Source organism: Actinoplanes regularis, assembly GCF_900188005.1.
GTDB classification, from domain to species: Bacteria; Actinomycetota; Actinomycetes; order Mycobacteriales; family Micromonosporaceae; genus Actinoplanes; species Actinoplanes regularis.
The window spans coordinates 84,152-99,516 of sequence record NZ_FZNR01000030.1; the positions used below are offsets into that span (position 1 = coordinate 84,152).

14 protein-coding genes are annotated in these 15,365 nt (G+C 68.6%); 7 read left to right on the forward strand and 7 right to left on the reverse strand.

Features of this window, described 5'->3' with window-relative positions:
* Positions 1-71 precede the first annotated feature (71 nt).
* Positions 72-1,730 carry a S8 family serine peptidase gene (locus tag CHC09_RS41055; protein WP_089298666.1) on the reverse strand — a complete coding sequence of 553 codons (1,659 nt, stop codon included), beginning with the start codon at positions 1,728-1,730 and terminating at the stop codon, positions 72-74.
* A gap of 511 nt (positions 1,731-2,241) precedes the next feature.
* Between CHC09_RS41055 and CHC09_RS46945 the strand changes: the two genes are divergently transcribed.
* Together CHC09_RS46945 and CHC09_RS48960 are read left to right on the forward strand one after the other, a co-directional pair.
* Positions 2,242-2,835, forward strand: coding sequence for a hypothetical protein (locus CHC09_RS46945; RefSeq protein WP_179277495.1), 594 nt, complete (start codon positions 2,242-2,244; stop codon positions 2,833-2,835).
* A 727-nt stretch (positions 2,836-3,562) separates the two neighbouring features.
* Positions 3,563-4,045, forward strand: a complete 483-nt coding sequence (locus CHC09_RS48960; RefSeq protein WP_373872014.1) for a fumarylacetoacetate hydrolase family protein — start codon at positions 3,563-3,565, stop codon at positions 4,043-4,045.
* 212 nt (positions 4,046-4,257) lie between these two features.
* On the opposite strand, the gene CHC09_RS41070 is transcribed toward CHC09_RS48960, so the two are convergent.
* From CHC09_RS41070 to CHC09_RS41085, 4 genes are read right to left on the reverse strand one after another with little or no spacing between them, the layout of a single operon-like run.
* Entirely contained in the window at positions 4,258-5,169 is a 912-nt protein-coding gene (locus tag CHC09_RS41070) for a carbohydrate kinase family protein (RefSeq protein WP_089298668.1), read from the reverse strand.
* Entirely contained in the window at positions 5,166-5,969 is an 804-nt protein-coding gene (locus CHC09_RS41075; RefSeq protein ID WP_179277496.1) for an ATP-binding cassette domain-containing protein, read from the reverse strand. The genes CHC09_RS41070 and CHC09_RS41075 overlap by 4 nt, the downstream gene beginning before the upstream one ends.
* On the reverse strand, positions 5,966-6,994 hold the full coding sequence (locus CHC09_RS41080) for an ABC transporter permease (protein WP_239138842.1): 1,029 nt from the start codon (positions 6,992-6,994) through the stop codon (positions 5,966-5,968). Before CHC09_RS41080 ends, CHC09_RS41075 begins: the two co-directional genes overlap by 4 nt.
* Before the next feature lie 2 nt (positions 6,995-6,996).
* The gene (locus tag CHC09_RS41085; protein ID WP_089298692.1) at positions 6,997-8,073 is read right to left on the reverse strand and encodes a substrate-binding domain-containing protein; all 1,077 of its coding nucleotides are present in this window, start codon (positions 8,071-8,073) and stop codon (positions 6,997-6,999) included.
* A 325-nt stretch (positions 8,074-8,398) separates the two neighbouring features.
* Between CHC09_RS41085 and CHC09_RS41090 the strand changes: the two genes are divergently transcribed.
* From CHC09_RS41090 to CHC09_RS41100, 3 genes are all read left to right on the forward strand, one after another.
* A complete protein-coding gene (locus tag CHC09_RS41090) occupies positions 8,399-9,460 on the forward strand; it encodes a LacI family DNA-binding transcriptional regulator (protein WP_239138843.1) in 1,062 nt (353 codons plus the stop codon).
* A 34-nt stretch (positions 9,461-9,494) separates the two neighbouring features.
* Positions 9,495-11,930 (forward strand): glycoside hydrolase family 32 protein, encoded by a 2,436-nt coding sequence (locus CHC09_RS41095; RefSeq protein ID WP_089298672.1) that lies wholly within the window; start codon positions 9,495-9,497, stop codon positions 11,928-11,930.
* Positions 11,931-12,305: 375 nt separating this feature from the next.
* The gene (locus tag CHC09_RS41100) at positions 12,306-13,211 is read left to right on the forward strand and encodes a DUF6910 family protein (protein ID WP_089298673.1); all 906 of its coding nucleotides are present in this window, start codon (positions 12,306-12,308) and stop codon (positions 13,209-13,211) included.
* Positions 13,212-13,311: 100 nt separating this feature from the next.
* Here the strand turns inward: CHC09_RS41100 and CHC09_RS41105 are convergent, their stop codons facing one another.
* Complete coding sequence (locus CHC09_RS41105) at positions 13,312-13,953, reverse strand: TetR/AcrR family transcriptional regulator (protein WP_089298674.1); 642 nt, start codon at positions 13,951-13,953, stop codon at positions 13,312-13,314.
* A gap of 37 nt (positions 13,954-13,990) precedes the next feature.
* On the opposite strand from CHC09_RS41105, the gene CHC09_RS41110 reads away from it, so the two are divergent.
* Entirely contained in the window at positions 13,991-14,329 is a 339-nt protein-coding gene (locus CHC09_RS41110) for a rhodanese-like domain-containing protein (protein WP_089298675.1), read from the forward strand.
* Here CHC09_RS41110 and CHC09_RS41115 read toward each other — a convergent pair.
* Positions 14,322-14,909, reverse strand: a complete 588-nt coding sequence (locus tag CHC09_RS41115) for an MGH1-like glycoside hydrolase domain-containing protein (protein ID WP_179277497.1) — start codon at positions 14,907-14,909, stop codon at positions 14,322-14,324. The two genes, CHC09_RS41110 and CHC09_RS41115, sit on opposite strands and share 8 nt — an antisense overlap.
* Here CHC09_RS41115 and CHC09_RS41120 point away from each other — a divergent pair.
* Positions 14,901-15,095, forward strand: coding sequence for a hypothetical protein (locus CHC09_RS41120; RefSeq protein WP_089298676.1), 195 nt, complete (start codon positions 14,901-14,903; stop codon positions 15,093-15,095). The two genes, CHC09_RS41115 and CHC09_RS41120, sit on opposite strands and share 9 nt — an antisense overlap.
* Positions 15,096-15,365 lie beyond the last annotated feature (270 nt).

A 15,365-nucleotide genomic window follows, 5' to 3' on the forward strand; every position in this document is an offset into this window, starting at 1 on the left:
TTCCGCACGGCCGCTTTCGGCACGACAAGGGTCAGAACCGGGTAGCGCCGCTCTCCCCGGCCGAAGAGGCTTCAGTCGTCCAGCTCCGGAACCAGGACCTCGGCGGCTCGCAGGGCCGCCGACAGCGTCTCTGCCTGCTCCCCTGGCGACGGTTCCGCATATCCGGTACGGAGTCGGTCCGCCGGCATCGCGTACTGAGGCACCTGAATCGGATCGCCGGTCCACGGCTCACCGGGTGACACGAACGGCGGTGCGAGCCCGACCGCCACGGTGGCGTCCGGGACGCCGGAGCCCGGGAGGCCGGCAAGCGGACGGCAGCTCGCGCGGACGAGTTGAGCGAGCCGTTGCACGCGCGCAGGTCCGCGGCTGACGAAGCCGTACCGAAAATCGGGGTGGTGTGCCAGGACCAGGCCCGCGAGTGCCGCGCCATAGGTGGCCGCGACAGCGGAGCCGTCCAGGGCTACCCGACCGCCGGTCGCCGCCGCTGAGATCACCGCGACGCCGGGCAGCCACGCGTCGACCTTCCGACCGCAACAGCTGGATCGAGCGGCGAACAGTCCCTCCGGAGTTGGGATACCCGCGATCTGAGCGGCATGCGCGCTGTCCGGCGGGAAGGTGCCCAACCGGCCTATCGCGGCGACGGTGAACAGAGCGGGCATCGTGCCCGGGAACCCCACCGGGCCTGCGGTGTCGCCGGCCGCCGCCACACAGAGAATGCCCGCCTGGCGTACCTCCTCGAGTTTCTGCGCCACAAGAACCGAGGGCTGCTCGGCGTAGACGCCGAGGTCGATGATGTCGACCTCCTGTGTGATGCAGTAGTCGAGCACTTCGATGAGGTTACTGAGCCGGCCGCCGGGAAATACCCTGCAGACGTGCACCTCGGCCTCCGGAGCCACGCCGACCAGCCGGTCGCCGTCGTGTCCGACGATCAGCGCCACGTGGTGCGTGGCCCGCCCGGTCAGGTCCTGGTCCCAGGACTTGTCGTCCTGCCCGACGACATCGATGCCGCCGGTGACCTGCTCGCTGGCGAGTCGTCCGGCGGCGACCCCCGAGCCGACGACGGCGATCTTCACGCCGTGCCCCCGGTACGTGGGCGGAAGGCGGTCGAAACCCGTCACCTGGCGTGCCCAGTCCTCGCCGGGATGTTCCTCCGAAACCTCGCCGAGCCTCCGGCAGACCACCGTATTGATCTCGGTGTGCGACAGGGCCGGCCGGTCGACCACGACGCTCCAGTGGTCCGCGCGCGGACGAACGTACACTCCCTCCACGTCATCGAGGGTGCCGGCCGGAACTGTCAGCTCAGCGAAGCCCTCGGCATCGGTATGGGCCGTCACGGGATAGGCCCCGCCGTGGACGTACAAGAAAGCGTCCTGGACCGGCTCGCCCTCCTCGTTGCGGGCCTGGAACCGTACCTGGGTGAACTCGTCGAAGCTGCTCGCATCCGTCGCCGGCCAGGGCGGTAGCGACTCAAGCTGCTTGAGCGGCTGGTCGATGTCGACGTGGAACTCCGGCCGCGCCGCCAGGATGGTGGCCTGCTCCGGCGTCGTCTCCACCACCGCGACCGTGGGATACCGTAGCCCCACGGATCCGGCGTGACCCTCCGCGGCGACGGCCTCGGAGACGGAGCTGCGAACGACCCGCAGCACGCGCAGGTCAGGGTTCCGTCGCAGTGCCTCGATGAGCTTCTGCTCCCTCGCCATCGGGTCCGCAGCGGCATCGGCCGCGGTCACCCACCCAGTCGGGGCCACCAAGTACCGTCCGGTGCGTGACCGAACCGAATCAGGCGAACGGCCCGCATCGCCTGCGTCGTCGCGTGCGTGGTTCCCCTCCGTCATAGCGCTGCTCCTTCCGCTGTGGTGTCATGTGACGGGTTCCAGCACCGGCTGGCGTGCCGGTCGTTGCCACGACTTCCTCTCCGGCGCCGCACCGGGGGAGGCCGGCGGCCGGGGCTCCTTCGAGCCGTGCCGGCCGCCGGCGTGCACACTGCACCCGATCAACCCGCCGCCGGGCCGAACGGCCCACGCCGTCAGCGCGAGTTGCCGCCCGCGTCAACCGGGGACAGGTGATCGATCCGCGTGGCGCCGGTGCCATCCGATTTGTGTGGTGCCGGCCTGGCACAAGGAGATCGGAGGTGCATCAGGCTGCCGCCCGCATCGGCGCCGCGGGTTGCGGCCCGCCATCGGTAGGCCCGGCAGGGCAGCGAACTCCGGACCGCGCGCACCGCGGCACCGGCGATGGGTCATGGCGCGGATCGCGAGACGGGCCCTAGCGGCCGAGCGGGCTACCCGGGAAGGGGTACGGCGGCTGCTGCTGACCGAAGCCATACTGCTGGCCGAAGGGCTGCTGCTGACCGAAGGGCTGCTGCGGGCCGTACTGCTGGCCGACGCCCTGCTGTGCACCGTACTGCGGAGTCAGCTGCTGCTGGACAAGCTGCTGCGCGGCTTGGTGCACGAACTGCAGCAGGCCGGACTGGACGATCTGTTGGATCGCCTGCTGGGCGACCTGCTGGACCACGGGCTGCTGGGCGAGGGAGTGCACCAGAGGATGGGTGTACGCCTGATGCTGCACGAGCTGCGTCTGCTCGATCTGCTGGATGATGCCCGGCTGCTGCGTCAAGAGCTGAGCAACCTGCTGCCGGATCAGCTGCTGGGCGATGCGGTGCGCCAACTGCTGCTGCGCGACCTGGAGCATCTGCTGCTGTCCCTGTTCCGGCCCGAACCTGCCGGCGAGCCCCTGGCCGCCCTGCTGGGCACCGTATGCGGTGCCGCTGTCACCGAAGCCGGTGAACATCTGCTGGCCCACGGTCGGCATGGGCGGTGTGTACGTCATGGCTGACATGGCGCCTCCTGACGTTGGAAGAATCCGATGGACTGATGTCCATTCCCGGCTGGACGCTACGCCCGCAGTCGATCGCAAACAAGGACTCACATTGACACATATGACTATCTTGCAATATTTCTTCAACGGTACTCGTCAGTGATATTGACGGCGTCACCCGGCGCGGCATGATCCTCGATCTACAATGGCCTCGACCGCAATCTTCAAAGGCCATTTCTTGCTGGTCAAGCAGGCCCGCACGGGAGCAGGGGGTGAGGTTGCGATGGTCACGTCGCCGCTGTCCGTGCCGGGCAGTGCGGCTGCGGGTAAGCCTCGTACCAGCTAAGTTCGGGTTTCCGCGACGGAGCGCGGGCCGGGACACCGCCGACATCCCGGTCAGCGGGCCCGAGCAGCAGATTCGCAGCTCCGAACGCGAATCGAAATGATCCCGACCCGGCAGGCTTCGCTTAAAGAATGTCATCTTCTGGTTACGAGGACGGCAGCTTTCACTATCGGGAAAAATTTACGACGAACGTCTTGACTCGATCAGCAACGGTCGCCACGAGCCGTACGAAATGACCTTCTCTCAGGGATTCAACCTCGATTCGTCATCCATGAAGGAGTGGGGCTATCGCGTCGCCGAGGGTTGTCACTCATCACCGGTCGCCCGGTAGCGGTAGACCGGCTTGCGGGTTGGTTCTGACGGCTGGTGTGCCGGGTGGCGGTGGTTGGCCATGGTGGCGCGATGCCGCGTTGGTGGAGACGTCCTTTCAGCATCGACCGAACCGAACAGGTGCTGACAGATCTGGGCGTTCGGGTCGGCAGGCAGTGGGCTGAGGAGGCCAAGCGTCGGGAGGTCATCCGCCCGGCCCCGGTGATGGTGCGTTGGTCGTCGACCGGTCGGCCGTCGGCCAGCCGACAGGTGGTGCTCGACAACGAGAGCGGGCCGGGTTGGCAAGAGATGCCGCTGCGGGGACGGTTCGATCCGATCAACGAGGAGATCGTGGCGGCGTTGCGGGGCCTACCGCATCAGCAGTTGGTGGTGCTGGGGACCTCCCTGAACGGGCGGGTGATCTCCCGCCCGCCGTTCTCGAGTATGTATTGGACGCCGGCCCAGATGCTCGCGCACATGACGGCGAACGGGGCCTCGATCCGCCCCGGCGATCTTTACGCCTCGGGCCCGGTGAGCGGGCCTGAACTGGACCAACGCGGTTCGCTGATGAGTTGAGCTGGGGCGGCCGGAACCCGATCACCCTGCCCGGCGGCACGGTACGCGCGTCCTGGAGGACGGTGACGAGGTGTGCGTCTCGGCGACCGCGCCCGGCCCGGGTGGCACCCGGATCAGCCTGGGCGAGGTCACCGGACTCGTCCCGCCGGCGAACGACGCCTGATCGGGTCGGCCTCCCCGGCTTGGCGTCGTAGTCCGGGACGGCATCGGCCTTACCGCGGGAGTTCCGCCAGCAAGGGTGGGTCGGCTCCCCTTCTGCCGCAGGTGATCGCGGCGGTGTGGGCGGCGAACCGCAGCGTGCCGGTCAGCGCGGTCTCGTCCATGTCGGCGAGGGCGTCACGTCGGTCGGCGCCGAGCAGGTTCCTTTCGGCGCAGGCGAACAGCAGGCCCGCGGTGAAGGCGTCACCGGCGCCGACGGTGTCCGCGACCTCCACGGGTACGGCGTTCACCGTGCTGGAACGCAGGTGGGTGATGGCCCAGGCACCGGCGGCGCCGAGCGTCACCACGGCCAGCCGGATGCCGCGCTCCAGCCATCCTTCCGCGACTTGCCGATACGGCTGGTTCGGATAGAGCCAGGCGAGGTCGTCAAGGCTGATCTTGACGATGTCGCTCATGCCGATCAGGGCTTCCACTCTTCGCCGGGCCCGCTCCGGATCGCCCATCAGTGAGGGCCGGCAGTTGGGGTCGTAGCTGATCGTCGCGGATCCGCGCGCCTCGCGCAGCAACGCCGCCACACTCTGGGCGCCCGGCGACACCACTGCGGCGGCCGATCCGGTGTGTACGCATTGGGTGCCCGGTGGCACCGTGCCGCGGAAGGACCGCCAGCGTAGGTTGAAGGTGTAGCTGGCGTGTCCGTCGGCGTTGACGTCGGTGCGTGCCACGCTGGTCGACGCGTCGTCGAGCAGGGAGTCGGCCGTGAACCGGACCCCGCTTCCCGTCAGGTGATCCAGCAGCAGCCGGCCGTGGCTGTCCGCGCCGATCTGGGTCAACAGGGATACCGGCTGCCCGAGCCGGGCGAGTGCCGTGGCCACGTTCGCCGGGCTGCCGCCGGGGTGGGCGACCGTCCGGCCAGTCATCGGGTCCGTGATGAGGTCGACGAGGCTCTCTCCCGCGACGAGGATCATGAGTTTTCTCCGGATTCGCCGGTGATCCCGACGGCGGTCTCGGCGAGTGTGGTGGCACCGGTCATGATGGCCACGGCCTCCGACATGGTGTGCGATCGCGGGGTGATCACTCCGGCTGCCCGGCCGAGGCGCTGGATGTGGATGCGGTCGGCGACCTCGAAGACGTGTGGCATGTTGTGGCTGATCAGCACCACCGGCAGGCCTCGGGAACGGACCTGGTCGATCATTCGGAGCACCTGTTGGGACTCGCGTACGCCGAGCGCGGCGGTCGGCTCGTCGAGCACGATCACTTTGCTGCCGAAGGCGGCGGCCCGCGCGACCGCCACGGCTTGCCGCTGCCCGCCGGAGAGGGTTTCGACCGCCTGCGACATGTTCTGCAGTGTGCCGATGCCGAGTTCGGTCAGTGCCTTTTCGGCCTCCTGCCGCATACCCTTCTTGTCGATCATCCGGAATACCGAGCCGAGCAGCCCGGGCCGGCGGCGTTCCCGGGCCAGGAACAGGTTGCTGGCGATGTCCAGGGCGGGCGCCACGGCCAGCGTCTGGTAGACGGTTTCGATACCGACGTCGCGGGCGTCCTGCGGCCGGCGGAAGTGCACCGGCCGGCCGTCGAGCAGTATCTCGCCGGAGTCGGGGGCGAGCGCGCCGGTGAGGCATTTGATCAGCGTCGACTTGCCGGCACCGTTGTCGCCGATGATGGCGAGCACCTCGCCTGGATAGAGGTCGATGTCCACGCCGTCCAGGCCGACCACCCGGCCGTACGTCTTGATCAGGCCACGCGCGGACAGCACCGGGGTCGTCACGACTTCACCTTCCGGATCCACTGGTCGACGGCGACGGCGAGCAGCACGAGCAGCCCGACGGCGAGCACCCGGTATTGGTCGTCGACGCCGGCGAGGGACAAGCCGCTGCGGAAGGAGCCGACGATGAGGGCGCCGAGCAGGGTTCCGACCAGGGCGCCGCGACCGCCGAAGAGGCTGGTGCCGCCGATGACCACCGCGGTGATGCTTTCCAGGTTCGCGTCGGTGATCGCGTTGGGGCTGGCGGCACCGGCCCGGCCGATCAGGATCCAGGCAGCGAGGCCGTAGACGGCGCCGGCGGTGAGGTAGACGCTCAGCAGCACCCGATCAACCCGGATGCCGGCGAGGCGGGCGGCCTCCTTGTCGTCGCCGACGGCGTACACATGCCGGCCCCAGGCGGTGTTCGCCAGGGCGTACCCGACGAGCAGGTAGAGGACGGCCACCAGCACCACCCCGACGCTGATCCGGAAATCGCCGACTGGGAAGGTCTCACCGGTCCAGTTGAGCAGGTCGGGCAGGTCCACGGCCTGCACGCTCTGTCCCTTGGTGTAGAGCAGCGCGATGGCTCCGAAGACGCTCAGCGTGCCGAGGGTGACGATGAAGGGTGGCAGGCCGACACGGGTCACGAGGGCACCGTTGATCAGCCCGGCCAGCAGGCCGACCCCGATGCCCAGGGCGACCGCGAGGATGCCCGGCAGGCTCTGGCCTTCGGTGACCTTGGCGGCGAGCATCATCGCCAGAATGGTGACGGCGCCGACCGACAGGTCGATGCCGGCGGTGAGGATGACCAGGGTCTGCCCGACGGCGAGCGCCCCGACGACCGCGACCTGTTGCAGCACCAGCGACAGGGAGTTGGGTGAGGCGAAACGCGGGTTGACGGCGCTGAACACGACGAAGGCGAGAATCAGCACCAACAGCGGGCTGATCGACGGGTGCGCGTGCAGGTTGTGTTGGAGCCGCTCCAGCGGTCTACGCCGACGCGGCCCGAGCTGCTCGACCGTGGTGGCGGCCGTGGGGGTGGTGGTCACGGTCAGGCCTTGCCCCAGCATTTGCTCGCGCCCTCGGCGGGGTCGATGCTGTCGACGCCGGACGCCGGCCGGTCGGTCACCAGGCTGACGCCGGTGTCGAAGAAGTCGAGGCCGCCGGTGGTCTGCGGTTTCTCTCCGCCCCGTGCGATCTTCTTGATCGCTTGAACGCCGAGCTCGGCCATCTTGACCGGGTACTGCTGGCTGGTGGCGTTGATCAGGCCGTCCTTGACCTGCTGCACACCGGCGCAGCCGCCGTCGATCGACACGACCAGTACGTCTTTGGTGCCGGCGGCCTGAATCGCCTTCCGCGCGCCTACCGCGGCCGGTTCGTTGATCGTGTAGACCACGTTGATCGCCGGGTTCTTGGCGAGGCAGCGTTCCATCGCCGTACGGCCGCCGTCCTCGGCGCCGTTGGTGGGCTCGTTGCAGACGATGCTGTAGGTGCCAGCGGCGTAGGAGCCGGTCTTCGCCTCGTCACCGTTGACCTTGGGGTCTTTGGTGTCGATGCCCATGCCTTTCAGAAAGCCCTGGTCCCGGTTGTAGTCCACCGAGACGATCTTGTCGGCGAACAGGTCGAGCAGGGCGATGCTGGCCGGCTTGCCGGCCAGTTGCTTGGCGGTCCACTGGCCGATCAGTTCGCCGGCCTTGAAGTTGTCGGTGGCGAAGGTGATGTCGACGGTGTTCGCGGGATCGGGCGGGGTGTCCAGGGCGATGACGTAAAGGCCCGCGTCACGCGCCTTCTTGATGGCCGGGTTCACGCCCGGACCATTGGGGGTGATCAGGATTCCCTCGTCGCCGCGGGCGATCGCGTCCTCGATGGCCTGGACCTGGCCGGCCTCGTCGCCGTCCTCCTTGCCGGCGGCGACGGTGAGCTTCACGCCTTCGGCCTCGGCGGCCTTACGCGCCCCGTCTTGCATGGTCACGAAGAACGGGTTGGTGGAGTTCTTCGTGATCAGGGCGACGGCGACGTTGTCGTCACCGCCGGCGCCCTCGTCCGCGCCGCAGGCGGTACTCATCAGACAGGTGGCCGTCGCGAGGGCGAGCAGCAGGGTGCCTCGCCGTCCTCCGGGCAGGATCATGTGCACTCCTATGTGCTTGCCGGCGGTCCGCCGAACGGATTTCGACAACGATGTCAACGCAGTGTTGGGTGTCGATTCGACTTCTGTCAATGGTCCTAGTTGATTGCGTCATGTAACGAAGTAGAAACGATTTAGACGTCTTGACAACGTGGTCATCGCAGACTCAGGATGGCGGCCACGATCCGGACATTAATTGATGAATGTCGATGAGATGGGAGGTGGGGTCGCCGGACAGCCGATACGGGTTGCCCTCCGCCGCGGCGATAGCCTTCTGCTGGCCCGGCGCCACCCCGCGGCCGGCGCCGACTGTTGCCGAGGAGAGCTTGTGCCGCACCATGCCGAAGAGATCGCCGCCGCGGTGACAACGCGAGCCACGCTGCGCGATGTCGCGATGCTCGCGGGGGTAAGCCCCAAGACCGCGTCGCGCGTCGTCAACGGAGAAACCGGCGTGAGCCCCGCCAAGGTCAACGCCGTGCAGCGGGCCGTCGCTCAGCTCAATTACCGGCCCAACTTCACGGCGAGCGCCCTGCGTCGGTCGACCGGCCGGACAGCGGCGATCGGCGCGGTGCTGGAGAACGTCGCGAACCCGTTCTCCTCCGCGCTGCACCGGGCGCTGGAGGACGTTGCCCGCAGCCGTGACGTCATGATCTTCGCCGGTAGCGTCGACGAGGATCCCGCACGAGAGAAAATCCTGGTCCAGGCGTTCACCGCACGTCAGGCCGACGCGCTCGTCGTGGTGCCGGCCAGCGACAACCAGGCATATCTCGCCCACGAGATCACCGCCGGCACGCCGGTGATCTTCGTGGACCGGCCCCCCGTGGGAGTACTCGCCGACGCCGTCCTGGCCGACAATCGCGCCGGCGCCGCGGCGGCCGTGCACCACCTGGTGGCACACGGTCATCGCGACATCGGCTACCTGGGTGACCTGTCCACCATCGCCACGGCCGCGGAGCGTCTTCAGGGCTACAAGGAGGCGCTCAGCGACCACGGCATCCGCCCGCAACCCGACCACATCGTCCACGACCTGCACACCGAGGACGCCGCCCGAGCGGCGGCACTGCGCCTGACCACCGGTCGCAGACCGCCGACGGCCTACTTCACCGCACAGAACCTGGTGACCATCGGCGCTATTCGAGCATTACGCGAACTCCACCAGCACGAACAGATCGCGCTCGTCGGATTCGACGACTTCCCCCTCGCCGACCTCCTGCAACCCGCCGTCACGGTGGTGGCCCAGGACCCATTCCGGATGGGTCTGGTCGCCGCCGATTTGATCTTCCGCCGCCTCGATGGACAGCGGTGGGAGCCCACCACCCATCTCGTGCCGACCCGACTGATCCCGCGCGGCTCCGGTGAGATCACCGGCCCGCACCCGAGGCAGTCATGACCGCCGCCGTCCGTCTACCCGCGAAGGGTGACCTATGTCCGCAGCAGTACCGACCGCCCTGAAACGTGCCGTCCTCACCGCGTTCCTGATCCTTGCCGCAGTGATCAGCCTGCCGGCACCCGCCTCCGCCGGGACGGTCAGCACCTACCCCGAGTTCCCGTACCCGGCCACCGACTACCACGAGCCGCAACGCGGGCAGTTCCACTTCAGCGCCCGCTCCGGGTGGATGAACGACGTGAACGCCCCGCTCTACTACCGCGGCACCTATCACCTGTTCTTCCAGCACAACCCGCACGGGCTCGGCTGGGACACGATGCACTGGGGCCACGCCACCAGCACCGATCTGACGCACTGGACCCAGAAACCGATCGCCCTGGAGCCCGGCGTGCACCCCGGCGACCTGTGGTCCGGAGCCGGCGTCGTGGACACCGCCAACGTCACCGGACTCAAATCCGGTGACGACGATCCCATCGTGGTCTTCACCGGCACCAACGGGGTGAGCATGGCGTACAGCACCGACGGGGCGAAGACCTTCACCAGCTTCGACAACGGCCGCAAGCTCGTCACCATGCCCGGCACCAGCCGCGACCCGAAAGTACTCTGGCACGAACCGACCAAACGCTGGGTCATGGTGGTCTGGTCCGACGCCGGCGGCAACGGCGTCAACATCTACACCTCCACCAATCTGATCGACTGGACGCTGCGCAGCCGGTACGCCGCGAACTGGCTGTTCGAATGCCCCGACATGTTCCAGCTGCCGCTCAACGGCAACGACGCCGACAAGCGCTGGGTCCTCACCGACGCCAGCGGCGAATACGTGGTCGGCGGCTTCGACGGCACCGCTTTCAGCACCACCTGGACCGGACCGCAGGTGATGGACCACGGCCGCAACAGCGCCGACGGCACCTTCTACGCGGGTCTCGTCTTCGCCAACATGCCCGACAACCGCGTCGTACAGATGGCCTGGCAGCCGGGAAACAGGGGTGGTACCTGGACCGGCAATGCCAGCATCCCGGCCCAACTCGGGCTGCGAACCCTGCCGGCGGGCATCCGGGTGACCCGGTTCCCGGTCGCCGAGGTGTCCGCGCTGCGCACCGGCACGCGGACCTGGACTTCCCGAACGGTGACCGCGGACCCTGCGACCGATCCGCTGACCGGCGTCAGCGCCGACACGTACGAACTGGAAGCCACGTTCGAGGTTTCCACCGCGACCGCGACCCGCTTCGGCTTCCGCCTGCACGCCCGCCCCGACGGCAGCTACGACCGGGCGCTCAGCTACGACCGCGCCAGCCAGACTCTCGACGGCAAACCACTGCCGACGGTGAACGGCTCCATCAAACTTCGACTGCTGGTGGACCGGGGACAACTGGAGATCTTCGGCAACGACGGCACGTTCTCCTGGACCGACAATGTCGCGTTCGACTCCACGCCGACCAGCCAAGGCATCCGGCTGTTCGCCGAGAACGGCTCGGTACGCCTCACCACACTGCGGTTGCACCAGATCAACTCCACCTGGGGAGCCGGCGAGTCCACCCTCGACAGCAACCTGGCCGGTCCGTGGCGGGCGGCCGGCGGCACCTGGACCGACACCGCCGGCGGCAAGCGCGGGTCAAGCACCGGGGACGGTTTCTACCTCAACTCGCAGACCGCGGGCGACGCCAGCTATGAAGGTGACGTACGGCTGGACACTGCCGCCGCGGCGGGTCTCACGTTCCGGGCCAGCGCGGACGGCACCGCCCACTACACGGCCAACATCGACGCGAGCGGGCTGGTGAAGCTGTGGCGGCCGGGCCGCGACATCGCGGTGTATCCGACACCGATCGAGCGCCAACGCACCTACCACCTCAAGGTGACGACCAACGGCGGCCGCATCCGGGTCTACCTGGACCACGGGCCGGTACCGGTCATCGACGCCACCGACACCGCCTACGCCACGGGACGATTCGGCGCCAACGTCTTCGCCGGCGCCGCGAACGTTCAGAACCTCTACTCCGGCGCGACCGGGTTCGTCACCACGGTGAACAGCCGGTGGTATCCGGTCGGTGGTGGCTGGACCGTGCCCGGCACCGGCGTCCGCGGCCAGTCAAGCGGCGACGCGTTCCTGCTCAGCGACCAGGTCGGCACGGACTTCAGTTACTCCGGCGACCTACGCGTCGAGACCGGTGTCGCCGCCGCCCTCACCTTCCGGGCCAATACCGACGCCACTGAGCACTACACCGCCAACATCGATACCGGCGGCGTCGTCAAACTGTGGCGACCGGGCCGTGTGATCGCCGAGCACCGCACGACCATCCGGGCCGGTCGCACCTACCACCTGCGGGTGGTGGCGACCGGATCGAGCCTGCGGGTCTACCTGGACGGCGGCGCCACCCCGGTGATCGACACGACCGACACCGCCTACCCGAGTGGCCGGTTCGGCGTCAACGTCTTCGAAGGTTCCGGTGTGATTCAGAATGTGGCGGTGTCCTAGCCGGCAGGAGCCCGGGCAGGCGGGCCGAGCTGCCCGCCTGCCCGGGCGCGGCTAGCGGGGTGTACGCCTGGAACTCCGCGATCCGCACGTTGCCCGCCCCTGTAGTGGCGGTGAGTCCGGTGGTTGCGCTCGTCGGAGTGTCGGCTTGGGCCTGCGTCGTGGTGGGATCTTCAGTGCCCGCGCGGATCTCTACACCGATCCGGGTGGCGAGGATGCGCTGATCACCTCCCGTGAGAAGTGCGGTGTCGGTGATCGCGGCGGCGTCCGCCGACGGCACCACGGTCAACGCCCCGTACACGACGATCTGCTGAACCGGGGTCCGGCCTCGGGCAAGAATGGCAGGGCCTGCGGTTGTCGGTGGAGAGGTGGTGTGTCGTGCGAGTGGCCGTGCAGGAGTCGGCGTTGCTGGCGTTCCCGGATGGGTCGCCGGTGCGGGCGGCGTCCGGGATAGCCCCGTTCGGGGACGGTTGGCTGATCGTGCAGGACGACGCGACCCACGCGGCGTGGTCCCGGCAGGGCGTGGTGACGGCGGTCCGGGTGGCCGATCCGGTCGACGGTCTTGAGATCTTTAGCTCGGCGGCGGGCACCAAGCATCGGAAACCCGATTTCGAGGCGGCCTGCGCGGTCACCGTGGATGGCACGCCCGGGGTGCTGCTGTTGGGCTCCGGCTCGACTGGTGCGCGGATGCGGGCGTCGCTGGTCACCCCCGCCTCGTTCACCTTGGCGGAGTTGAGCCCGGTGTATTCGCGTGTCGCTGCGGCGCTGGACATCCCCCTGGTTCAGCTCAACCTGGAGGGCGCTTGCCTGGTCGGGGATCGGCTGCGCTGGTTCCAGCGCGGCAACGCCGCCGCCGGGATTCCGAGTGGCAGCGTCGACCTCGACGCACGGGCGTTGTTGGCCGTGGTGACCGGCTGCGGTGTCGCAGACCGGGTCGGGGTCGGTGACCGGCGACGGTATGACCTGGGCACGGTCGGCGGGGTTGCTCTGGCGGTCACCGACGCTCTGGCGCTGCCGGACGGGCGGATCCTGGTCAGTGCCGCCGCCGAGGACACCCCGAACGCCATTGACGACGGACCTGTGGTCGCCGCGGCCCTCGCCCTGATCGAGGGCGAGACCGTGCTGGCCACTGCCGAACTGTCCGCCCTGCCCGGCGGCGTGCCCAAGGTGGAAGGGGTCGCGTTGCGCGACACCATTCCCGGTGGTGTACGCCTGTGGGCGGTGGTGGACGCCGATGATCCCGCCATGCCGTCGCGCCTGTTGGCCCTGACCCTGTGGTGGTGAGGCTGGCCGAGGTCGTGGTGCGGGCTACGGTTCGTCGCGTGGTGAGGCAAGCACCGTTCGTCGAGCACCAGGTCCAACGCCAGGCTTGACCCAGTCGCCACTACCTGGTGAGCGCGGCGACGAGCGTCAGGGCGGCGCGACGTGCCCGGGCGTGGCCCAGCTCGGTCGTGACGGCGCGGATATGTTCGGCGGAGAGCACGGCGAGCAGGGTGTGTGCGTCGGCCTCGGGGTCGTCGCGCTCGGCCAGCATCAGTCGAACGTGGTGGTGCCAGAAGCGGTACGCGCCGATCCGGTAGCGGGCGCGGGGCGACCCGGTCTCCGACATCCCGACCAGGTCCAGGTGGGCCAGCAGATATTCGAGATACGCGTCCACGAACGCCAGTAGCCGCTCGGCCGGAGTCGGATCGTCGCCGGCCCGGCCCGGTCCAAGCGGGGCCGGGCCGGACAGGATCGCGTCCTGCAGCTTGCGTTCCTGCTCGTCAAGCAGGGCGACGGCGAGCCCCGCCTTGTCCCCGAACCGGCGGAACAGGGTGCCCTTGCCGACGCCCGCGGCCGCGGCGATCGCGTCCATCGACACCGCGTCGACGCCGTGCTGGCGGAAGAGGGCCGCGGCCGCGTCGAGCACCACAGCCCGATTGCGTGCGGCGTCGGCCCGTTCCCGGGGTGGTGACGTGCGCAACGTCAGTAATTCCTCAGCCGGCCTGGCGTAAGCGGACTGCGGTCCGTTATCGTCGTGACGCATAACCGGACTATAGTCCACTCCCATCCAGGAGGATGCCGTGACCGCCCTCATCAACCGCGAACAGCTGCGAACCGAGATCGAAGCTGGTGTCGTGACCGTCATCGACGCTCTCGGTGGCGAGTACTACGCCAAGCAGCACCTGCCCGGCGCGATCCCGCTCGTGGAAAATGAGGTGACCGAACAGGCCGCCGCGCTCCTTCCGAGCAAGACCTCCTTGATCGTGACCTACTGCTCGAATCCGGCTTGCCCGAACAGTCAGCGGGTGGCCGACAAGCTCACCGCCCTCGGATACGCCAACGTGCGCAAGTATCGGGAAGGCATCGAGGACTGGACGAATGCGGGGCTGCCGACCGAGTCGGGCCCGTTCGTCAGCTGACGAGCGCCCGCCGGAGAGCGTGGGCGCGTCGACATCGCACCGCGGCGAAGATCAGGTAGCTGGCGGCGGTCCAGGTGTAGGCGCGGTCGCGTAGCCCGGTGCCGGTCTCGGCGTCGAAGTTCTCGGCAAAGCCGGACTTCTCGCACAGGACCCGGAACCGCTGGCTGATCTCGTCGGCGAGGGTGACATGCCCGGCACGGCGCAGGCAGTCCTCGATCAGCACGGTCGAGGGCGCCCAGATCGGTCCTCGCCAGTAGCCGTCGGAGGCGTACTGCGCGGAGTTGGTCGGCTCGGTGGCGGGGCCGTGCGCGGTCAGGTGCGCCGCGATACGGCCGGCAAGAGTGTCGCTGACCTGTCCAGGAAGGCCGGCGCCGACGGCGATCGGCATCAGGTCGAGCGTGCTGGTGCCGATCTCGCCGGTCTCGGCGTTGCGGGCCAGGAACCGGCTGCCGTCCCAAAGCCGCAACATCGCGGTGCGGATCTCGCCGGCGGTCGCCTTCCACTGCCGGGCGGCGACGGCTACCTGTACCTGCCGGATGCCGAGACCACGCTCCTGCGCGGCCTCGCCACGTTGGAGCACGACTCCTCGCCCACCGTCGAGTCGGCGGTGCGCTCTCTCAGAATCCTTCTGGACAAAGAGGTCGGCGCCGAGCAGCGCCGGCTCCTGCTGCGCGCCAAGGACTTCGAATGCAAGAAGGTCATTCCGCCGGACATTCAGCTGGCGGTGGATCTCCTCCGGACCGAGGCTGCGACAGGCTCGCACTGACCTCGGAGCCCGCCGAACCGGACTCGATCCTGACGATGGGTTGGCCGAAAGCGTCGAAACATGCCCAGCCCGAGCCTGCCGGACGACGGATCAATAGCTGTTCTGGGGTGACCGGAACGCCTTTGGGACTGACGTGGTGACCTGCCGACCCGCGCGGGAGAGGCTGCGGTCGATGGCTAGTGCCCTGACCAAGAACGTTTGGGGTGTTGGGGTCAGGCCGCCGCTCGTGTGGCGGGTTGGCCCCAGCGTCGTTGTCGTTCGCAGCGGATG